Annotated in this window: 24 protein-coding genes; all 24 read left to right on the top strand. The window is 42.6% G+C overall.

Translation table 11 applies throughout. The annotated features are described in order from the left end of the window. The 24 genes from AC5YCI_RS00435 (at position 1) to AC5YCI_RS00320 (ending at position 20,226) form a co-directional block, all read left to right on the top strand. On the top strand, positions 1-1,203 hold the full coding sequence (locus tag AC5YCI_RS00435) for a phage head morphogenesis protein (RefSeq protein WP_496175084.1): 1,203 nt from the start codon (positions 1-3) through the stop codon (positions 1,201-1,203). Next, a complete protein-coding gene (locus AC5YCI_RS00430; RefSeq protein ID WP_496175083.1) occupies positions 1,203-1,457 on the top strand; it encodes a hypothetical protein in 255 nt (84 codons plus the stop codon). The genes AC5YCI_RS00435 and AC5YCI_RS00430 overlap by 1 nt, the downstream gene beginning before the upstream one ends. 57 nt (positions 1,458-1,514) lie before the next feature. Continuing rightward, positions 1,515-2,456, top strand: a complete 942-nt coding sequence (locus tag AC5YCI_RS00425) for a hypothetical protein (protein WP_496175082.1) — start codon at positions 1,515-1,517, stop codon at positions 2,454-2,456. Next, a complete protein-coding gene (locus AC5YCI_RS00420) occupies positions 2,456-2,824 on the top strand; it encodes a hypothetical protein (RefSeq protein WP_496175081.1) in 369 nt (122 codons plus the stop codon). The genes AC5YCI_RS00425 and AC5YCI_RS00420 overlap by 1 nt, the downstream gene beginning before the upstream one ends. 3 nt (positions 2,825-2,827) lie before the next feature. After that, entirely contained in the window at positions 2,828-3,904 is a 1,077-nt protein-coding gene (locus AC5YCI_RS00415) for a major capsid protein (RefSeq protein ID WP_496175080.1), read from the top strand. Between the two features lie 9 nt (positions 3,905-3,913). Further along, complete coding sequence (locus tag AC5YCI_RS00410; RefSeq protein WP_496175079.1) at positions 3,914-4,219, top strand: hypothetical protein; 306 nt, start codon at positions 3,914-3,916, stop codon at positions 4,217-4,219. A gap of 8 nt (positions 4,220-4,227) precedes the next feature. Then, a complete protein-coding gene (locus AC5YCI_RS00405; protein ID WP_496175078.1) occupies positions 4,228-4,677 on the top strand; it encodes a gp436 family protein in 450 nt (149 codons plus the stop codon). Between the two features lie 3 nt (positions 4,678-4,680). Further along, the gene (locus AC5YCI_RS00400) at positions 4,681-5,169 is read left to right on the top strand and encodes a phage virion morphogenesis protein (protein ID WP_496175077.1); all 489 of its coding nucleotides are present in this window, start codon (positions 4,681-4,683) and stop codon (positions 5,167-5,169) included. After that, entirely contained in the window at positions 5,147-5,584 is a 438-nt protein-coding gene (locus AC5YCI_RS00395) for a phage tail terminator protein (RefSeq protein ID WP_496175076.1), read from the top strand. The genes AC5YCI_RS00400 and AC5YCI_RS00395 overlap by 23 nt, the downstream gene beginning before the upstream one ends. A 7-nt stretch (positions 5,585-5,591) precedes the next feature. Then, the gene (locus AC5YCI_RS00390; RefSeq protein WP_496175075.1) at positions 5,592-5,756 is read left to right on the top strand and encodes a hypothetical protein; all 165 of its coding nucleotides are present in this window, start codon (positions 5,592-5,594) and stop codon (positions 5,754-5,756) included. Next, positions 5,756-6,493, top strand: coding sequence for a phage tail tube protein (locus AC5YCI_RS00385; RefSeq protein WP_496175074.1), 738 nt, complete (start codon positions 5,756-5,758; stop codon positions 6,491-6,493). Before AC5YCI_RS00390 ends, AC5YCI_RS00385 begins: the two co-directional genes overlap by 1 nt. Positions 6,494-6,563: 70 nt before the next feature. Beyond that, entirely contained in the window at positions 6,564-7,151 is a 588-nt protein-coding gene (locus AC5YCI_RS00380) for a hypothetical protein (protein WP_496175073.1), read from the top strand. Between the two features lie 107 nt (positions 7,152-7,258). Next, positions 7,259-7,435, top strand: a complete 177-nt coding sequence (locus AC5YCI_RS00375; protein WP_496175072.1) for a hypothetical protein — start codon at positions 7,259-7,261, stop codon at positions 7,433-7,435. 485 nt (positions 7,436-7,920) lie between these two features. Beyond that, a complete protein-coding gene (locus AC5YCI_RS00370) occupies positions 7,921-8,481 on the top strand; it encodes a hypothetical protein (protein WP_496175071.1) in 561 nt (186 codons plus the stop codon). Between the two features lie 53 nt (positions 8,482-8,534). Next, entirely contained in the window at positions 8,535-8,921 is a 387-nt protein-coding gene (locus AC5YCI_RS00365; RefSeq protein ID WP_496175070.1) for a DUF4124 domain-containing protein, read from the top strand. A gap of 60 nt (positions 8,922-8,981) precedes the next feature. Continuing rightward, complete coding sequence (locus AC5YCI_RS00360; RefSeq protein ID WP_496175069.1) at positions 8,982-11,975, top strand: tape measure protein; 2,994 nt, start codon at positions 8,982-8,984, stop codon at positions 11,973-11,975. Then, entirely contained in the window at positions 11,972-12,385 is a 414-nt protein-coding gene (locus AC5YCI_RS00355) for a hypothetical protein (RefSeq protein ID WP_496175068.1), read from the top strand. Before AC5YCI_RS00360 ends, AC5YCI_RS00355 begins: the two co-directional genes overlap by 4 nt. Then, positions 12,375-14,342: a hypothetical protein gene (locus AC5YCI_RS00350; RefSeq protein ID WP_496175067.1), complete on the top strand. Its 1,968-nt coding sequence runs from the start codon at positions 12,375-12,377 to the stop codon at positions 14,340-14,342. Before AC5YCI_RS00355 ends, AC5YCI_RS00350 begins: the two co-directional genes overlap by 11 nt. Positions 14,343-14,353: 11 nt before the next feature. Next, a complete protein-coding gene (locus AC5YCI_RS00345; RefSeq protein ID WP_496175066.1) occupies positions 14,354-15,973 on the top strand; it encodes a hypothetical protein in 1,620 nt (539 codons plus the stop codon). Between the two features lie 52 nt (positions 15,974-16,025). Then, positions 16,026-17,255 (top strand): hypothetical protein, encoded by a 1,230-nt coding sequence (locus AC5YCI_RS00340; protein ID WP_496175065.1) that lies wholly within the window; start codon positions 16,026-16,028, stop codon positions 17,253-17,255. Further along, positions 17,248-17,601, top strand: coding sequence for a carboxypeptidase regulatory-like domain-containing protein (locus tag AC5YCI_RS00335; protein WP_496175064.1), 354 nt, complete (start codon positions 17,248-17,250; stop codon positions 17,599-17,601). Before AC5YCI_RS00340 ends, AC5YCI_RS00335 begins: the two co-directional genes overlap by 8 nt. Next, a complete protein-coding gene (locus tag AC5YCI_RS00330) occupies positions 17,598-17,999 on the top strand; it encodes a hypothetical protein (RefSeq protein WP_496175063.1) in 402 nt (133 codons plus the stop codon). Before AC5YCI_RS00335 ends, AC5YCI_RS00330 begins: the two co-directional genes overlap by 4 nt. A gap of 15 nt (positions 18,000-18,014) precedes the next feature. Continuing rightward, a complete protein-coding gene (locus AC5YCI_RS00325; RefSeq protein ID WP_496175062.1) occupies positions 18,015-20,009 on the top strand; it encodes a hypothetical protein in 1,995 nt (664 codons plus the stop codon). After that, complete coding sequence (locus AC5YCI_RS00320) at positions 19,990-20,226, top strand: hypothetical protein (protein ID WP_496175061.1); 237 nt, start codon at positions 19,990-19,992, stop codon at positions 20,224-20,226. The genes AC5YCI_RS00325 and AC5YCI_RS00320 overlap by 20 nt, the downstream gene beginning before the upstream one ends. Positions 20,227-20,249 lie beyond the last annotated feature (23 nt).

Here is a 20,249-nt window from a genome sequence, read left to right as displayed (position 1 = left end):
ATGCAACCCGTCACCTTTCTTGAAGCGCTACAGTATGTGCATGATCGTAAGATTTTATTGCCTGATGACTTCTATGCGCTTGATCTAAAAACACGGCAGATGGCGACGACAGTGAGCTTTCTATCGAGCTTAGAGCAGATCGAGAGTGTGATTCAGTCGGTCAATAAAACCATGGCCAACGGCGGTACGTTCAAAGACTTTAAAGATTTAGTTGCTGAGCGCAATATCATCTTGCCTGAGCATTATCTTGATAATGTCTTTCGTACCAATATTCAAAATGCTTATGGCTTTGGGCGTTGGCAACAACAGCAGCGCAATAAAGATAAACGTGGCTATTTGATGTATAGCGCAATCAACGACAGTCGGGTGCGTCCAGATCATTTGAAGCTAGACCGCATTGTACTGCCGATTGATCATCCGTTTTGGCTTACACATTACCCGCCATTAGCGTTCCGCTGTCGCTGTGTTGTACGTGCACTGACAGAGAAACAGGCGCTTAAATACGGTATTACACCGGATGACCAATTACCTGATGTAGCTGCCAACCTGAATTGGAGTTCACATCCTCTGCAATTTGGTGAGTTTGAAGCCTTGGTCGATCAAAAGATCAATGAATCAGTTTTAGATAAAGCCTATTTGCTTGAGCAAAAAGAGCTGATTCGTGCCGAATGGACTGCATCAAGCAAGCTGACAAGCCTATTAGCGCCGATGAATGAGCAAAGCCGTGATCTATTCCAAACCGTATTTGATACCGTGATTCCATTGGATCCAAAGATTAAACCAAGTGCGATCAAAACGTTCATTGATTATGTGCAAGGCAATGACACGGCGTTGACCAATTATTTAAACGCTCAAACAAGCGGATTGGCTGATGATGTACTGAAGCGTTGGCTCATAGATGATATGGCAGCTATTCAAGCTGTAGCAGCCACAACAACGCAAACAGTGGTGTCATCTGTGCCACTGACTGCGGTAGTGGGCTTAAGTGTAGGCTCAACGATGGACCTTACAGCGCCGTGGCTCTTACATGGTGCAGATGGAGTACAGATCATCATTGAAAATGCCAAGGGCTTGGGGATTGATTTAGCGCTACTGAATGCAGGCGATGGGGTTTTACTTCCTATCGGCCTGCGTTTTGAAGTGATCTCGATTGATACGCTAGATGAGCAATTAACTTACACATTAAGAGCACTGGTGAACTAATGGCAACAAAAATTACTTTAACAAGCGACCCACAGCTATTGTCCGATGGCACAAAGCAAGTGCATGTGACTGTAGAGCAAGGGTCAGTCTTTCATTACGCCGTGAGTGATACCAAGCCAAGCACGGCGACATCACCCACGGAAATTCCGCACACTTGTAATGAAAAAGTGATGAACATTGAAGTGGGCTTCAAGGTGTGGGCGTGGGCATCGCATGGCTTTGATGTTGTATTGGCGTGTTCATCATCCACTTAACATACATTTTCTTTTTATGCCGTCCTTATTAGGGCGGTTTTTTTATGCGAGTAAAGCATGGCAGATCAACAAGAAGAACGTTACAAGTTTCTCTTTAATGCCTCATCTGTAGATATTCCCCAATCAGAAGAAGGTAAGAAACGGACGTTTAAAGGGCAGGCATATGGCGGTGGCCGTGTAGATGGGCACTGGTATTGGGGGCGTGAGGGCGTAGTGTTTGATCTTGAGGGGATTGAGATTCAAACGCCTACACCGTTGCTTGGTGAGCACTTTAGTTCATCGCGTATTGGTGTAGTAAAGACGGTAAACACAACCAATGGCATCACGGTTGAGGGGAATTTTCTAAGCAACACACAAGCTAAAGAGTTTGTGCAAGATGCTGATGACGGCTTTCCATTCCAGATGTCAATGTTTATTGATCCGGGTTCCGTTGAAAACGTATCACAGGGTCAAAAAGTCACGGTGAATGGTCAGGTCTTTGAGGGCCCAATCGCTATTTTCCGCAATAACCGCATTCGTGAATTTACGATTTGCTCTACTGGTGCAGATCGCAACACAAGCATTCAGGCTTTCTCAGCCAAAAATCAAAATCAAACAGAGGACATAGACGTGACCGAACTCGAACAAACGAAACAAGCTCTAAAACAAGCCGAGCAAGATCGTGATGCAGCACGTAATGAGCTGCAACAATTTAAAGCAAGCAAACGTACTGAAGATATTGAAGCCTTGGCTGCTGATTTAAAAACGCAATTTAGTGCTGAAGATAAAACCATGTATCAGAACATGGATGATGCCACTTTTGCTTTCACTGCAAAAAATATGCGTCAGTTCTCAAGCAAACCATCTGAGCCACAAAAACAAGGTCTACCAAGCTACTTAACACAACATCAAGCAGGCGGTGATCAGGGGCAGCAGCAGTTTAATGGTGGCGGCCAAGATCAACATCGTTTTGCAGCAGGCATTCAAAAACTTCAAGAAATGAATAAGGCGGGTAAATAATGACGAAATTCGCAAACACCACACGCACCCACCAAGATTTGAGTCTTGATATTGGCAAAGAACGCACAGCAACCGCATTGGTAACAACGGCCACGGCGTACAAAAAAGGTGATTTGCTCACCCTGTCGGATGCAAATGTTTTAACTCACGCCGTGGATGAAAAAACATGGGATGTGATTTGTAAAACCGATATTACAGCAGCAGAGGCCACAGCAATGGCAACAGCTGGTGTTGAAACGCCAGTGTTTTATGCGGGCATGTTTAATGTTGCGGCAGTCTCATTAAATGGCACCAAATTAGCAGAAAGCAAATATGCAGCGGCACGCGCCAAAGCAACTAAAAACCGTATTGAATTAGCAAAGGTGTAAGACATGCCACAGACTTTTACGATTAATAATACATCCCTCGAATTACTTGATGTAAGCGAAATGGTGTTGGTGCACGAAGCGCACAAGCCACTTGATCTTTGGTTACTCAACAAGTTTTTCCCCAACTTGCGTGGTTTTGCGCGTGACGAAGTGCCGATTGCTGAATTAAGTGCGGAAATCGATGTAGCGCCATTGGTTTACTACACTGAAGCAGGTGTTCCGTTTGACCCAAAAACTGCAACCAAAGTTGATTTTGTTCAGCCTGCGTATTTAAAACCTAAAAACATGGTGACACCAAGCAACTCGTTTGATTTGGCCTTGGTGAATAAATTGCGCACGGTGGGTATTTTGGCAACAGGTGCGCAAGCATTATCTGATGCTGAAAAGCTGATTTTAGGTCAGGTTGAAACAATTAAGCGCAACCGTGACTCAATTGATAACCGCAAAGTGCTAATGGCTGCTGAGTACATTACGACTGGCCAGATGGTTCTTGAGTCTAAAAAGTACAAGCGCAACATTGTGTCTTTTGGTCGTGATCCATCAATGAGCTACAACCCAACCGTAGCATGGGATCAGTCAGGTGCTAAACCATACCAAGACATTAAAACCATGGCGCAGCGTTTGGTTGATGGTGGTGCGGGTGCTGCTAAGGTTTTACTCACATCATCTAAGAATTGGGGTTATTTAAAAGATGATCCTGAATTTCAGGCTGACTATGTAAAACCGAACGAAGGGATTAATATTCCATTTGCTCAAACAATGGGTATTAGTGAAAGCGCCGTGTATCGCGGTTCATTCGATAACATTGAAGTGTGGACCTATGATGCTACTTATGTACAAGGTGGTCAGCGTAAACGTTACATTCCATCAGGTTATGTGGGTTTAATCGCTGACATCAGTGGTTTTATTGCACAGTGCCAAGTGAAACACATGGAAGCAGCAGGTCAGCCGCTTGAATACTTCGATGTTCAATGGCAAGAAAAAGACCCATCGGGCATTTTTGTTTTAACTGAGTCTGCACCATTACCAGTGCCAAGCAATAAAAACGGTATCTGCAGCGGCACGGCGTTTAGCGCATAAGGGGGTTAAATGACAAAGGTTTATATTGCAGTTGGTAGTGTGGGTCACTTCTTACCGGGTGATGAAATTAAGGGCTTGGATGTAGATCGCATTCAAGCCCTTTTAGCATCTGGAGCAATTAAAGAGCAATTACCTGAAGAAGCACCTGCACCTGATCCAAAAATTGCTGCACTTGAAAAACAAGTGACCGATTGGAAAGCCAAAGCTGAAGCTGCTGAAAAAGAAGTGACTGAGCTTAAAGCAGAAGTGGCAGCACTGAAGAAAGCGGCTGCTGCTGAGAAAAAGGCGGCAACCACCAAAGAACCTGAAAAATAAGGTAGATCATGTACGCAACCGAAGTTGATCTAATTGAGCGCTTTGGTGTTAACGCCGTGGAAAACCTAAAGTTAATGCACGAAAACCCGGACAAGGCGGTGCAAGTCGCCTTATCTGACGCAGCGGAAGAAATTAACGGCTACATTGGTCGTCGTTATGCTCTGCCAGTGCAAAACGTGCCGTCTAACTTAAAGCGTATTGCGTGTGATATCGCACGCTATCGCCTTTACTTTGAGCAACCGACTGAGCATGTAGAAAACCTTTATAACCAAGCCATTAGCTTTTTAAAGCGTGTGCAAGACAATAAAGCGGATCTGCAAATCATGGATGCTCAAAGCAATGAAGTTGTGAATGATGACTTGAAAGGCCGACCATCCGTTGCACCAGTAGGCACAACATACCGCGATGGTATTTTTGGTGATAACACACTGGATAAGATGCCAACGCCGTGGAGCTAAACCATGCTTGCAATGAATATTAAGTTTGATGATGACTCACCGATCACGGCGCTACTGCATCGTTTAGCGCAGTTTGACCAATCCAAACTGTATGACGAAATGGGTGCAGGTCTTGTAGATAGTGTACATAACCGCTTTGTCACGGGTACTGATGTTGATGGTAATCCATGGAAAATGTCGTGGCGTGCACAACTGCAAAACGGTCAAACACTGCGTGATACAGGGCGTTTAATGAACTCCTATACACACAATGTTTTGCCCAATGGTGTGGAGGTGGGTACTGATGTTGAGTATGCCGCACCGCTTCACTATGGTGCTGAGATTGTGCCAAAAACAGCAGGTTATCTGCTTTTTAATGTTGCAGGTCAATATCGCAAAGTTAAGCAAGTCACATTGCCACCACGCACGCAGCTTGGTGTAAATGCGGACGATGAAACAATGCTGCTTGATGTAGTACAGGGGTTTATGAATGACATTCTTCGCGGTACGTAAACAGATTGCTGATGAATTAGAGCGATTTGTAAAAGATGGTAGTGTCAAAAAAGTGTACACGCCAAACAACTCGCTTCAAGTCACTGAGAGTCAGCAAGTCACACCATCATTGCATGTCAATTATGCAGGGGTTGGTGATGTTGAGTCTCGTGCATCAGGCAAAGTGAATGCTTTAACCAAGCGTTACGCCGTGTCTATAGCGTGTCGAAATGAAGCATCACAGCGTGATAATGGCTTGGCGCTTGATGACCAATTGGGTGAGTTGACCAACAAGGTCATCAAGGTTTTGGGTGGCTTCTATCCTGAAGATGCACTTGAACCTTTACGACTTTTAGTAAATCTACGTGAAAGCTACAGTCTGGGTGGTTTTGCGTATATGACCCTTATTTTTGAAGTTAAAGAATTAGTTCGATAGGAAAATTATGCAATACAAAGCATTGAAACACGTTGGGCGCTTTAAGCCGGGGGATATTGTCGGTGGTATCTCTGACACAAAACTTGCCGAATTGGAGCAAAACGGCGTTATTGCCAAAGTTCCTGAAGTAAAGAAAAAAGCTCAAACTGAGCCAAAACAGGATGAAAAATAATGTCACAAAACTATATTTATCTGCACGGCAAAGTGCATTTGGCCAAGATTGTAAATGGCGTACCAGGTGAACTACGTTTAATTGGTAACGTGCCCAATTTGGCTTTGGCTATTTCTGCTGAAACCATTGAGCATAAAGAATCAATGACAGGCACAGGCTCTACAGACTTCACTATGACTGATACCACAGGGGTTGAGTTTAGTGGTGAGCTGGAAGAAGCATCAGTCGATAACATTGAATACATCCTATCGGGTACACAGCATGCTATCGCAAGCGAAGCGGTAACAGGTAAAAACTTAGGTACAGTTACAGCAGGCAAAAAGATTCGTCTTGGTGGTTACAATGTGACTGATGTGGTCTTAACCGCAGGCTCTACACCGATTGATGCATCTAAATATGTATTAGATGCTGCATTTGGTACAGTGACATTTAAAGAAGCGATTGCTGAGCCTGTAACTGCATCATTTAGCACAGGGGAAGCTACAGCGGTATCCATTGCAGACAACTTTAATGATGAATTTGAGTTGTACTTTGAGGGTATTAACCGTGCCAACAAGGAAAAATGGGTGGTTACACTGCATCGTACCAAAAAGACCCCTGAGTCTGAATTCCCATTGATTCACAGTGAATTGGGTAGCTACAGTATTTCAGGTCAATGCTTGGCAGATTTAAGTAAGCAAGATGACCCAGAGCTTGGGTTATACGGCAACATTGTCAAAATCCCAAATCAAGTGTAATCCAATATAGGCACAAAGAATCATGGCGCATTGCGTCTTTTTTTGTGCCTATTTTTTATGAGACCCTATCATGAATGATTTTTTCCTTGCTCTTGGTCGATCAATCTACGTTAATTTATTTGGCATAGAAGCCTTAGAAATTCGACAAATTACAGTCGAAAAATTAGAAGATTGGCTGATTGTGGCACAACCGATTAAAGAATTTTTAAGCAATAAAGATTATTCAGATGCGGTTTTAACTGAGCTATTTTTAACGCATGGGCCTTATGTAATTGCGATGTGTGCCTTGGTGACGCATTTAAATCAAGATGAACTCATTAAGCTTGCCAAAGATCAGCCTGAGTTTATTCGACTTATGCGCCATGTTTTAACCGTTAATCAGGCCTACTTTAAAGAAAAAGAGCCTAAACGCCGTGGCTTAAAAGATTCAGTAAAAGAATCCACATGGTTTGATTCATTTCAAGCATTGATTCGCCATGGTCATACGCATTCTGAAATCTTAAAACTGTCGTATGGTGCATTTTTAGCGTACTTAAAGGCAGCAAATAAAGCTTACCGCCGTGAATTGGCAAGCCGCTTAAATGTGTCGAGATTGGCACACCATGGTGATGCTAAAGCTATAAAAACCTTTGTAAATGATTTAAGAGCACATAATTAAAGAGCACCCTAGGGTGCTTTTTTAACACCTAAAGAAAAACCCCAAGACTGCAATCTCGGGGTTTTTTGTTTCCAGAACCTTAATGAAAGGATCAGAAAAATTATCGTATGAATGATTTTATCACAAACTTAAATGGGTTGTTGAAAATGACAGCAGATATTTCCATTTGGCGATTAGCGTTTTTGTTACTAGCTGTGATTGTTTGCATATTGGCTTGGCAATCACCACATTTTTTTAAAGCCTATCTTGAATATAAAAAACATAAAGGTGGTCAGAATGAATGACCTAAAGCTTGGTAATCACGTTAAGAGTTTCTGGAAGGTAACAGGAGTTTTCTTGTTATCAATATTGCTGTGGCAATTTTCCAATATTATTAATGCCTTCGCTAAGCTTATTGAAGTATTGAAATAAGTTTACTCCAAACAAGGTTGTTTTTTTTAATATAACAAAGGGAAGACTATGATTGAGAAATATGGCAGATGACTCTTGCATTCCTAATATTGTTCGCCGTGCCAATTCTGTTTTGGAAATTACCAGAGTAATTATTGCAATCAAAACTTAAACAGGTTGTTGAAAATGACAGTAGATATTTGGCTATGAGATAAATATTTAATGGAGTTACAAAAAATGCAAGCATGGCGATTTATAGCAATTTTACTAACCATCATTATTTGTACCTATATCTGGAAAATGTAAACCAATCATCAGGCGTTAGTTTTTTATTTCCTATGCCACTGTTAATATGATTAAAAATTAACAGGGGATAGGGGTGGAAAGAGAAAAACATAAGCAATGGTTTAACGAATCTTTTTCACTGGATGAGTTGGAGGTGTTGCGTAGTATAGGGGTGGTTTGTGAAGCTGATCATCGTTTCTTTAAATTGGAGATTTTGACTATTTTTGGTTATCTAACAAATCAAAAATTAAAAAATTATCCACACTTATATCAAAAAATTATAGATAGATACATTGATATTAACCCCCCTTTTATTCGTGCGCAAATTGATCGAAATTTAATAGAAAATGATAAATATTATGCAGCTTGGTTTTTTAATAGGGTTGTATTTTTTGAAAATTACAAGCAGGGCAAAGAAAGACTAAAAAATACAAGGCTTAAGCTTTTATGGGAACCTTTATTGGATAATCACACCCCACTTAATTGTTATGACTTTAAAAACAAGATATTTGATTTTGGTGAGGTATTTTTAGAGCAAGCTATAATTCACTGGGAAAAACCAAACAAAGGTTGTAGATGCTCTTTAAGAGTTGTGCGCGAGTCGGTAATTGAAAGTAAAATAGAGTTGAAGCAATACCAAATATGGAACACATAAAACCTCTTGTTATTTAAGTGTTAGTATATGTTGAAAATGAATAGGAGGGTGTTATGAAATATTTAGTATTTTTAACTTTACTTTTTACTGCAGCAGCTAATGCAACCATTTACGAGTGTAATATTAATGGTTCAAAAACTTTTCAATCCAAGCCATGCCCAGGTAGTAAAGAATTAAGACAACAAGTTGAACAATCAAAAGCACAACAAGTACACCGTGAACAAGCTAAAGCCAACTATGAGGCACAAGAAGCAAAGCGTATAAAACCAAGAGTTGGTATGACAATGCGTGAGGTTGAGCAATCAACATGGGGGTATCCAAGTAAAACCAACAAAACCACTACTACAAATAATGTGTTTGAGCAGTGGGTATACCGAGATAGTCGCAGTACACGCTATCTGCACTTTACAAATGGCAAGCTAACAAGCATTAGTGAATAATCTTTAAGATACGTAATACACCCCACCAAATTGGTGGGTTTTTTATTGGGAAAAAAGAATATGGCAGGCAAAGATTTAAAGTTTAAATTGGTATTGGAAGCTGACAGCAAGACCTTTATTGCTAATATCAAACAATCTGAAAATGCAGCTAAACAAGCGCTAAATGCGATTAAATCGGGTGCTGCTTCTTTTTCTACAGAATCAAACAAGGCTGCTCAATCTGCATCATCACTTGGTGAGCAAGCCAAAGTTACAGCTAACCATGTGAGCGTACTCGAACAAAGTGTTAGTGAAGCAAATAACGAACTTCAACAAACAAAGAGCGCAGCAACTCAAGCTCTTGGCGGCATTAATGGCTTAAAAACAGGATTCACGGCGCTTGCAGGTGTATTAGCATCGCTTGGTGTAGGCTTAGGTGTAAGTGAGCTTGTCAAAGCTGCTGACTCATACACCAATTTAAGTGCCCAAATCACTATTGCCACTCAAAAAGGCGGTGACTTTGAATCTGCTATGGCAGGCGTGCATCAAGTGGCTTTGGCGACAAATAGCACCTTAGATGCCACAGCATCACTATTTACACGTATGGCCGCCGTGGGTAAAGAGGTGGGCTACTCGCAAGAGCAAGCCTTAAAACTCACCCAAACAATCACCCAAGCTATTCAAGTGGGTGGTGGATCTGCTGAGGCAGCGGAAGGCGCTGTAATTCAGTTTATTCAAGCTATGCAGCAATCCGTTCTACGCGGCGAAGAATTCAACTCAATCATGGAAGGTGGTATTGGTCTTGCTGATGCCTTGGCGCGTGGTTTAGGTGTCACCACTGGCGAATTGCGCAAGATGGCCGAAAATGGCGAGTTATCGTCTGAGCGTGTCGTTAAAGCTTTAAGTAGCCAGGCTGAGTCAGTTCAAGAGCTTTACAATCAATTCCCAACTACCATTGGCAACGCCTTACAGCGCATTGCAACACAATGGCAAATCCTCATCGGTGAAATGGATCAAGCCAATGGTGCATCGGCAACCGTAGCACAATGGTTGGTCACACTTGCTGATAGTATGAGTGTAGTAGAAGAGCTACTCGCTGATATTGGTCAAGGTGTTATGTGGGTATCTGACCAATTTCAAAAGATTGATGTTGCAACAATCGAAGCACTAAAAGTTGCATTATATACATCATATGAAGCAATTAAGTCGTTAGTTGAGTCATTGGGGTCTATTTTTGGATCAGTCACTACTGTATTAAATACCGCACTTTCTGCAATTTTTGATTTCAATAGTGGTATTGATACTGCTAATGATAAAACCAATGGTTTCACCAAAACACTTCAAGCTGCCAGTGTTTTAGCTGCTTTATTCAATGACGGCTTCAAAGGTATTGCTATTACAGTAAATTTGTTCGCTGGTGCTATGTATGAGGCAACTGGTGCATTTATGTACTGGAAGTCCAAGTTCATGCTTGGTGATGCAAAGGAAGCAGCATTTAAGGAGTTTCAAGACCTTACAGCGAAAGCTAAGGAACTTTATCATCAAGCAGATGAGTTAGCTTTAAATCATGAGGTACAGGTTACCAAAGCATTAGATGGTATTGGACAAACAAGACAAGAGAAAACAGAAGAAGCTAAACTACTTTCTAAATCTCAATTAGATCAAGTTTTATCGGATCAAAAAACGGAAGTAGATCAGAAGAAAGCCACAGAGCAAGAAAAAATTGCCGCTGTACAAGCCTATGCTGAAGCTGCCATTGCTGCCAATAATGGTGCTATGGATGGGGTAATGCAGGCTGATCTCCTTGCTAAAGGTTATATTGTTACATTGGGTGATGCAGGTAATGTATCTGTTAAGGCTTGGTCACAAAATAAGGATGCTGTTGAGTCATCTGTTACAGCTACAGATCGAGCACGCAAAGCTGCGACAGGGTTGGGGTTGGATTTAGATAATGCATTGAATCGCGTTTCATCCAAGTTTATGGAAACAAGTAAGCATGTTGATAATCTTGGTAGTGATGTTGAGGGTCTGGGGGTTGAGGGGCAAGAAGCTACTGATGTGATCTATAAGGGTTGGGTAAAATGGCTTGAAACAGCCAAAAACCAAACCGAGCTTGATTATGCTGAGCAAAAACTTAGAGATTTTGGTGGCACAGGGCGACTATCCACTAAGCAAGTTGAGCAAGGTTTACATGCAATTAAAATTATTGCTCAAGAACTACCTGCTGACCTTGATCCTGTTGAGCAAGCTTTTGAACGTCTTGGCATTAAAACCAAAGAACAGCTTCGACTTGCCGCACAAATTGCATTGGCGGACTTTGAAACCGTGCGCGCCAGTGGTCAAGCCACCCAAGAGCAATTGCAACAAGCATACGAAAAAACAATTCAACTTGCTTACGCATCAGCTGATGCACAGAGTATAGCTGCTGCAAATTCTAAAGCTGCTTCACTCGGTCTTAAAGTTCAAGTAGATGAAACAGGCAAAACCTCGGTCACATCCATGAATGAGGTTGAAAAAGCGGTAAACCGTGTAGGTCGTTCATTTGGTGGTTTACAGGGTCATGCGCGTGATGCTGGCAAGGTGATGCGTGAAGAAGCTAAATCATCCACACAAGCATGGAGCGATATGTTAAACGCCATGTCAGGTGCTATGCATGCTACACCAACAGGTTCACGCTCAAAAATGGCTTACGATGAGTCAGCAATTGTTGAGCAACTTAAAGCCCAGGGTTATGACGAAAAGCGCGCTAAGCAGCTTGCTAATGAGATTTATCAAAGCTCTATCTCTGCCAACGGTTCACGCTATAAAAATGTGAGTGGCTCAAATAGTTGGTCATTTAGCAACGGCGGTGGTGGTATGTCCAATGTGGATTATGTAGATCAACAGATTGCACGTTATGCGCAGTATGCAGGCAATCAAACTGTATCTACTGGTTCAAGCATAAGTGCTGCTAAGAATGTGAATTATCAAATCCAATTTGATGGGCAAACATTAAATTTGCAAGGTGATGCAGGCCAAGAGGACTTGCTAAATCAATTGGTGAGCAAACTACAGGCACAGGCAAAATCAACATGAAACTGATCCGAAAATCAACACAAGAAGCCGTCTCATTAGAAGACGGTTTTTTATGGTCTGATGAATTTAATTGGCAGTCTAAACAACAGACTGTGAAGTATGCCATCGATGGCACGCCACATATTCAAGAAGGCACAAAGTTGGGTGCGCGCCCAATTAGTTTAGTGCCTGCTGATACAGGCATGGGCTGGGCAAGACTGAGCGCCGTGCGTGTACTGCGTGAGTGGTCTACATTGGCTGAAGAATTTGAACTGCAATTTGACCTGCCGCACGACAAACGTACATTCACTGTTGTGTTTAACCACACATCAGCGCCAATGGAAACGTCCTACGTCAAAGGCATTCCACCGGTATCACTGGATGATTTTTTAAACTTAACGCTGCGTTTTTGGAGCAAACATGCCAATTGAAACAAAAGATTTGGTTATTTACCACGCTGAACGTGACACTGACAACGCAGATGGTGGCGGCAAGTATTCCGGTGTTGTGGTTCAGGATGGTATCAGTAATAACCTATTCAATGATGTGTCTGAGATGGATCGCACCATGGGTGACGTCTCCATGCGCAAGGTCTTCCCGGCAGTTACCACTGAAGACACTGATTTGCTCATGGGGGCAACGGTATTTGTATCTGAGCTACCAGAAGATCCAAACGTCTCGGCATTACTTTTCAGCACAAAGAACTGGACCGATGAGCGCCAGTCTGCCCAGAACCGGGTGGAAAACTACCTAGCAAAAGGCGGCCAGATCGCAGGTACACCATTGGATACCCATTGGCAGGGAATGTCATCACTTCAGGTGGCTATGTTCCCGCAAGAGGTTGAATCATCCGTTGGGGATACGATTGTCCTGATTAGTGATGAAGGTAAAGTTTTAGAGCGTGAGCAGTACTTGCGAATCACTAAAGTTGAAACACGTACCGCAATTATGGTGATTGATGGTAAAAGTGTGGAATATAAAATAGCCACCTATTCCTTAAATGATGCCCTGGAAGTCGATTTTGTCGGCCTTTCAGCACGCCAGTGGTACAACGGTGAGAAATCCAAGACCATCATCCGCGATACCATTGTTGCTGATACTGGTCTGTATTATTCATCGACTGCATTGGCATCTGATGCGAACGTGGGTGAATTTACGGTCAATGCCAAAAGTATCTTTGCCCAGCTGATTCCATCAGCTCAGACTGAAACACCAATCATTGATGTGAATGCGGCTGGTGAAAGCGTGGTACTGGTTGCGGGTAATGAAGGCACCATCACCGTAAATTATCCCGGCATGACTGTTGGTGTCAGTCAAAACCTGTATATCGGCTCTGCGGTGATTCCATCAAGTGTGTCGTTTAGCCTGCAAGGCCAGCAGATTAATGACCAAGGTGGACTATTAAAGAACACTCAAGGCACGCAAGTCGGTACGATTGATTATCAGCGCGGCTTAATCCAGTGGACTTCCTCGGCCCCAGCAGGAACTGCAAGTCTGAATATTACGTTCAAGCCTGCCGCTGCACCAAATCAGTATTACCAAAGCCACGCCATTCCAGTGACGCAAAATAACCAGGGCACCAACTGGACTGGGGTTTTAATTCCGATTCCAGCACCGGGAGCTTTGTCGATTTCTTATATGTCCCAAGGTAAGTTCTATGAACTTAAAGATGATGGCTCAGGCCAGTTAAAGGCTACCAGTCCATCTTTTGGTTCGGGCATGATCAATTATGAAACTGGTTCTTGGTTACTCACCACAGGCGCATTACCGGATGTAGATACGCCGATCCTGCTGAACTGGGGTACACCGATTATCACTTTTGTACGATCGAATTTAAGTGTTGAGAAAGCAGCATTCGAGTTTGATCTAGGGCGTCTAGGTGTGCTGCCTGGAATCACTATTAACTGGCTGCTTGAGGGTGAAGAGAAAACTGCAACATCAAATGCTCAAGGTAAGTTTACTGGGGATGCCACAGGTGAAATTAACTATGCCACCGGTATTGGTAAAATCATTCCAAATAAGTTGCCACAAAAAGGCACAGTATTTTCTGTGGTTTACAACTACGGAGAATCATTGCACCAAAGCAAGCCTGCTGTGACACCTGATAGTAGCCAAAAACTCACTTTTACCATCGGCACAGGGGCAAGCATTCAGCCCAATAGTATGGCTTTAGATATTCCTGTGGTCAGTGCGGATGGATTACTCAATGGCGTGGTCACACTCAAAGATGTACCTGTAAGCTCTACGCTCGGTCATCTTGTAAATGAGTATGAGCAGGTGCAAGGCACAATTAATTACAGCACAGGCTTGGTTGAAGTCACACCAATCGGCACAGGCTACAGGTTGAAACCTACCTTTACGATTAGCAGTGCAATGGTTGCAGCATAAGAGGAAAATCTATGTCGTTTTATTCTCCACAGTATTCGAGTGTTTTGAATGAACGTGTTGAACTTAAAGCCTTTCGTGCAGCTGATATTACAGTAACCTATCGAGATACATCAGGCGCTAATTCAGCCACACATACGGTGGTTGCCGAACAACTCAAAGTGGATTTGTCATCAGGCTATGATGAGCAGATCATTGCAGGCTCAGCCCGATTTAAGGTGGGCGTTGATACCTTTCTGGATCGTACCGGCTTGCTGTATCGTAATGTGAATCCGGCCAATAACAGCGGGATTCAATCTGGCATAATCCAGTATGGTACAGGGATTGTTGAAATTGATTCATGGACTCCGAATGCAGATAACACGATTACTCTGGAATCCCTAACCACCACAACTGACTTATTGCCGGTCAACAAGATCAGCTTTAGAACACCAATCATGCCAATCCGGCCACAATCCTTAACTGTGGTGGTGGGAACAATTGAATATGGCCAGCTCACACTGACAGCTGATGAAAATGGGGTGATTGAAACCAGCCGGGCACATGGTCAGGTCAATTGGGATAATGGCTTTGTCACGATTTACTTTTATACCAAAACCAAAATCACCGAAGCCAACCGTACAGAGATCGAGGCAAACGACTGGTATGACCCGCTGCTTGAGTATGATGACGTAGATGGTCGTTATATTAATGTCCCGGTCTGGGTCGACGCTTCATCCGTGCGTTATAACGCAGTGGCTTATACCTATATTCCTTTGGATTCCGAAATTCTAGGTCTGTCTGCTACACGTTTGCCGATTGATGGCCGGGTGCCGATCTTCCGTGTTGGTGGCATTGGTATTGTCAGCTCAAGCAAAGCTCAGGAACTACCAAGTGCAATTCCGGGTACCACCTACGATCTGAATGATCAGCGCATTTCATGGGCTGAACTTGAAGATGCTAACGGAACGAAAGCAGCTTTCGATTTGTACACAGTTGATTATGATTATGGCCGTGTGACGCTGGGTGGTGACTTCGTACTGGGTAATCTGGTAGCTCCACTGACAGTTAAATACCGCTATCAGGATATGGGTCTGATCCGCGATGTACAGATCAATGGTCAGCTGACATTTACCAAGCCTTTAACCCATAACTATGATGCAGTCGATACCATTGTTGGCTCTGCTTTGGTGATTGGTGATATGCAGGCGCGTTATACTCGTAAGTTTGTGCAGGGTTCGTGGAGTAATGCCTGGAGCGATGAGCCAACTGGTTCAGCAATTTCAGCTAATTTTAATGATTCGCTTTATCCAATTCAGGTCACCAACAAAGGCGTGATTCAGGAACGTTGGGCAATCGTACTCACAGGCAATGAAACATTCTATTGTGTAGGTGAATATACAGGTCGCTTAACACTTACAGGGTCAACCAGCACAGATTATGCGCCACTCAATCCAGTAACCGGTGTACCTTACTTCATTATTAAAAAAGAAGGCTGGGGTGCTGGCTGGGCCAATGGTAATGTCCTGCGTTTCAATACAGTAGCTGCAAACTTTCCGGTCTGGGTAATTCGCACCGTGAAGCAATCTGAACCAGCTCTCATGTCAGACCAGTTCCAGATCATGCTACGCGGTGATATTGACCGCGTGGTTTAAAGTTAAATCAAATATGACCGCTATATGCGGTCTTTTTTATGAGTAAATAAAAATGGCAATGAAGCAGACACAGACTAAATTATTTGACTTCTCAGACGTGGGTTTAGATTTTTGTGCAGGATCTAAAAACCTATTCCCAGATCGTTTTAAAAAAATGTTGGCACTTGGCTATAACGAGCAGACTGTTTCAAGCGTGGCTGTGGCAGGCAATCAGGTCACACTTACTTATGGTGGTACGCATGGCTATGTGGCTGATCGTGTTTTAAAAGTCAGTGCTCCTGAGCTTTTAGGTATAAATGGTGGTGAATTTGTCATTGATAGTGTGACTGCAAATACAGTCACGATGACGATTGATGGTGCGCCAACTTCTATTACAGGCAATTTCATAACCAAGGTTGCATCACTTGGATGGGAGTTGGTGTATGAAAACTCGAATGTGCATATTTACAAGTTTAAGCATATTGATGAAAGTAACCTCTATCTTCGTATCTGCTTCCAGACCAATGCATCACATCGAAATGCCATTGTGGTTGCAGTGGGAAAAACAGCCGATCTTGCACTGGGGACAATAAACGATATAAATGTTCCAGGGAATCTCGGAACAGTAACCAATTCAAATAACGCAAGCCCGACCATGCTCTGGGATTTCACAGATGATGCAAGTAGCACCCCTAATAATTATACATATTCTCAGGGAGCATCTACATACGGTCGTGGCGTACTTGTGGGCAGTCTTTATCATATTGTGACTATGATAAATAGCTACAGCCCAAATAGCGTAGAGCTCAGGGAAGCCGCAAGGTGTTTATTTTCGGTCTTACCGACATATTGTTTTAATTATGAAAGCTTAGATTACCCGATTGTGATTGGTGATAGTGAGGGGGCAACATCAATAATAAAGCCATCAGTACAGTCTCGAAGAGGTTTTTTAGCTTATGTTGGTCGGCATCGTGTTGCAATAAATATTGCAAGAATAGAGGAAGATGTAGAACTGTATTATCCACAGGCGAAAGATTCAATACTACCATCCAGCATCGACACATTTAACACAACAACATCAAGACCAATCCAGCTTTTTGAATATTCAACCAAACAATTCATTGGTTTTATCTCAGGTGGGCTGCAAACTTTATCAATAGGGCCGCTAAATATGCCGGTTTTATCTAGTGTGAATACAAGTCCTATTTTCACTAAAGATATCGATCTTGACTCTAATGTTTGCGTGCATGGCATTGGGCGACTGTGGGTTGCTGTGCCTGTCGAGGAGATTAAAATTGCTTAAAATTTTAAGAACCTTTTTTGGTGGGTATGATCCTGATCATGAAAAGCTCAAAAGCATGGGGTATGCAATTATTAGATTGCCACGTCCGATTATTTCAGTACTGAATAGTAACCAAGGCTTTGGGCGAATTAAAGGTACAACAAAAAAAGTAGGTGCCAATTATTCACCTGTACCCGTTTGTGTTTTTAAGCGTAGTAACAGACAATTGCTTTGGGAAACCACCTCAAAAGCTGATGGCTCTTACGCATTTCGTAATATCGCTGTAGGGCTTGAGTGCTTTGTAGTGGCATTTGACCCGAATAATCAGTACAACGCAGTAATTCAAGATAATGTGGTGGCCAAATGACGATTATTTCTTCGCAAGCAGCGCAAATCTTAGCGCTACAAGCCTATGCAAATTTTTTAGATTCGGGAAGTGGTGTTGCTTATATTGTGTATTACTCAGGTGATAAACCCACATCAATTGATGTTGCTGCAAACGCAGAAAATGCACTCTGTACACTGACTTTACCTAAGCCGTGCTTAAAGCAAGTGTTAAGTGATGGGATTGAGTTGCACGAAACCAATACAGCTTTGGCAACTCAAGCAGGTGTGGTGACGTTTGCACGGCTATATAACGGCAATCATGAAGCCTTTGCTGATTTTAATGTGGGCTTAAATGGTACACACATCACTTTAAATAACACTAATATTGCGTTGGGTTCTAGTCAAAAACTCGAGAGCATTATTCTCAATCCGCTTTAATAAAAAAGGTGGTTTATGTCTTACACACCACCTGATGCACACAGCGTCAATCTAAATTTTGATACACCCCTCAGCCCTATTGATAGTCACAATTTAGTCTTAAATTTTGGTGAATTAGGTGTAAAGCCTAACGTATTAAAAGCACCAATCAGCACAGCTTTTAAAGCAACAATATCGGGCACTAACACACAAAGTGAAGTCAATCACGGGCAGTTACATGCATCGATTAAAACAGGATTTGTGGCACAAATTAATGGCACAAATTATGAAGCGGTTGATAATCGCGGTGTATTGCGTGCACGCTTTGATTTAGGTTTTTTATCAAACATTGCTGCAACCAATGACATCAATCATTTGGTCGGTGTTTCGGTTGGTTTAAGTAATCGCTATCAAAAAGCAATCGCGTGTTTAAGTGTTGTTAAATTGCCATGGTCCAAGCCAATCCTAAGAGTCTCAAATGAGGCTCTTTTTTATGATCTAGGCTTAAGCTTAAGCCAACAGACAGTGATTAATTTTGAGAATAGTTTGAAGCTAAGCCGCGCTGTGCAGGCTATTCATGAGCAAAGCACAGGCTTGAGTAGCTCTACATCTTTAGATTGGCAAACAACAGAAACGCGCTTTATTTATCAGCATTATGTGCATGATGAGGGTTTAAAGCTCACACAACAGCGACAGACCACTTGGCAAGAAATGTTGCGCAGACGTAAAACTCTAACTTACGCACACGAAGTTGCTGATGAGCTGACCCATTGTTTTAGCTTTGTTTATGATTTGGGTCTTGAGATTTTGACCAAGACTCAGATCAATTGGGATCAAGCCAAGGCCATTCATTATCGCAAACACAAAATTGAATCTTGGCCAACACCCGAAAAACCAAAGTACCTCGGCAGCACGGACTTAAACTTTACTTGTTTATGCACTCACAGCCAAAGCAATAATGTTGTCTTAAATTTTGGTGCAGAGGATTGCATCCCTGCATTAGCAAAAAAACAATGGTGGTACGTTTTGAATCATTTACATGCTGAACGACTCGACACGGGCGAGAAGATTATTGTTTTAGATGGCTCGTATAGTTGCAGCCGTGACACATGGTGCTGGTCACATTCCATTACCGTAGCACACACCGAAAAAGCCAAACTACAGCCGATCAATGATCAACCTGTGATTTTAAAACTATTAATTAACGGCTTTGAGCATCACGTATTGCTTGAGACAGATCGAGAGACAATTAAGTTTGCAGATCGAACTTATACCTACAGTGGTCGCAGCATCACCGCTTTAAATTCAAGTGATTACACTGCTAAACGCTCATTTATTCAAGATAACGACCGCAGTAGCGTGCAGCTTGTGCAAGCCGAGCTTGATCGTGCTTTGGCAAATACACAATTAGATTGGCAGCTCATTGATGATGTGGGTTGGCCTGTGGCAGCACAAAGCTTAAGTTATGCAGAACTTGCGCCAATGGATGCGATTAAGCAAGTGGTTGAGTCGGGCGGTGGCTTTATTTATAGCCAAAAAGCAGGCAACCAATTAACCATTTTGCCAAAGTATAAAAAGGGCCATTGGGATGTGTTAAGCGCTGCTGATTACGATATTTTGATCAATGAAAGCGCCGTGATTGAGCAGACCATTGAAAAGAATCCTGAATATTTAGCCGACTATAACGCTGTGACTTTGGTGAATAGTCGCAGCGGTGATGATTGGAAAATTAAGCAGCGTAATTCGTCAGGTGATATTCCGCTTGAAACCACTGTTGGTCCCATGTTTGATGCGATGTCAGCACAAAGCAACGGCAAAATGCAATTGATTCAAGCCAACGTGCAAGAGATTCATACCTTTGCAGGCTTACCGATCACCAGTGAGCTTGGGGAAATGCTACCTGGTAAAACAATCGCATTTGGTGGTCAATGGTGGGGAGTGATTGACTCGGTATCGGGAAGTTACTCACACAGCGAAGCGACTGAAACAATCAAAGTGGAGCGCATTCATCGTGACCAATCCATTATTTGAGCTTAGAAAATTACTCAACCCAACACACGCTGAATACATCGGCGTGATTACATCAAAAGACCACCCTGAATATCGAGTGCAGATTGATGGCAGCACAGGTCCGGTACTCTGTACCAGTGGTACACAGTACAACCTTGGCCAACGAGTCTTTATTTCTAATCAAACGATCTTGAGACCTGCACCGATTACGGGTACACATTCAGAAATTGAAGTTTAAGCACCTTTGAGGTGCTTTTTTTA

Source organism: Acinetobacter sp. CY17 (assembly GCF_059515825.1).
Note: the sequence above shows the minus strand (reverse complement) of the source record. Positions and strands in the feature narration are given on the sequence as shown.

Excerpts from the sequence above, each read along its gene's own strand:
- AC5YCI_RS00435 (WP_496175084.1), top strand. The coding sequence starts at position 1 with ATGCAACCCGTCACCTTTCTTGAAGCGCTACAGTATGTGCATGATCGT.
- AC5YCI_RS00430 (WP_496175083.1), top strand. The coding sequence starts at position 1,203 with ATGGCAACAAAAATTACTTTAACAAGCGACCCACAGCTATTGTCCGAT.
- AC5YCI_RS00425 (WP_496175082.1), top strand. The coding sequence starts at position 1,515 with ATGGCAGATCAACAAGAAGAACGTTACAAGTTTCTCTTTAATGCCTCA.
- AC5YCI_RS00420 (WP_496175081.1), top strand. The coding sequence starts at position 2,456 with ATGACGAAATTCGCAAACACCACACGCACCCACCAAGATTTGAGTCTT.
- AC5YCI_RS00415 (WP_496175080.1), top strand. The coding sequence starts at position 2,828 with ATGCCACAGACTTTTACGATTAATAATACATCCCTCGAATTACTTGAT.
- AC5YCI_RS00410 (WP_496175079.1), top strand. The coding sequence starts at position 3,914 with ATGACAAAGGTTTATATTGCAGTTGGTAGTGTGGGTCACTTCTTACCG.
- AC5YCI_RS00405 (WP_496175078.1), top strand. The coding sequence starts at position 4,228 with ATGTACGCAACCGAAGTTGATCTAATTGAGCGCTTTGGTGTTAACGCC.
- AC5YCI_RS00400 (WP_496175077.1), top strand. The coding sequence starts at position 4,681 with ATGCTTGCAATGAATATTAAGTTTGATGATGACTCACCGATCACGGCG.
- AC5YCI_RS00395 (WP_496175076.1), top strand. The coding sequence starts at position 5,147 with ATGACATTCTTCGCGGTACGTAAACAGATTGCTGATGAATTAGAGCGA.
- AC5YCI_RS00390 (WP_496175075.1), top strand. The coding sequence starts at position 5,592 with ATGCAATACAAAGCATTGAAACACGTTGGGCGCTTTAAGCCGGGGGAT.
- AC5YCI_RS00385 (WP_496175074.1), top strand. The coding sequence starts at position 5,756 with ATGTCACAAAACTATATTTATCTGCACGGCAAAGTGCATTTGGCCAAG.
- AC5YCI_RS00380 (WP_496175073.1), top strand. The coding sequence starts at position 6,564 with ATGAATGATTTTTTCCTTGCTCTTGGTCGATCAATCTACGTTAATTTA.
- AC5YCI_RS00375 (WP_496175072.1), top strand. The coding sequence starts at position 7,259 with ATGAATGATTTTATCACAAACTTAAATGGGTTGTTGAAAATGACAGCA.
- AC5YCI_RS00365 (WP_496175070.1), top strand. The coding sequence starts at position 8,535 with ATGAAATATTTAGTATTTTTAACTTTACTTTTTACTGCAGCAGCTAAT.
- AC5YCI_RS00360 (WP_496175069.1), top strand. The coding sequence starts at position 8,982 with ATGGCAGGCAAAGATTTAAAGTTTAAATTGGTATTGGAAGCTGACAGC.
- AC5YCI_RS00355 (WP_496175068.1), top strand. The coding sequence starts at position 11,972 with ATGAAACTGATCCGAAAATCAACACAAGAAGCCGTCTCATTAGAAGAC.
- AC5YCI_RS00350 (WP_496175067.1), top strand. The coding sequence starts at position 12,375 with ATGCCAATTGAAACAAAAGATTTGGTTATTTACCACGCTGAACGTGAC.
- AC5YCI_RS00345 (WP_496175066.1), top strand. The coding sequence starts at position 14,354 with ATGTCGTTTTATTCTCCACAGTATTCGAGTGTTTTGAATGAACGTGTT.
- AC5YCI_RS00340 (WP_496175065.1), top strand. The coding sequence starts at position 16,026 with ATGGCAATGAAGCAGACACAGACTAAATTATTTGACTTCTCAGACGTG.
- AC5YCI_RS00330 (WP_496175063.1), top strand. The coding sequence starts at position 17,598 with ATGACGATTATTTCTTCGCAAGCAGCGCAAATCTTAGCGCTACAAGCC.
- AC5YCI_RS00325 (WP_496175062.1), top strand. The coding sequence starts at position 18,015 with ATGTCTTACACACCACCTGATGCACACAGCGTCAATCTAAATTTTGAT.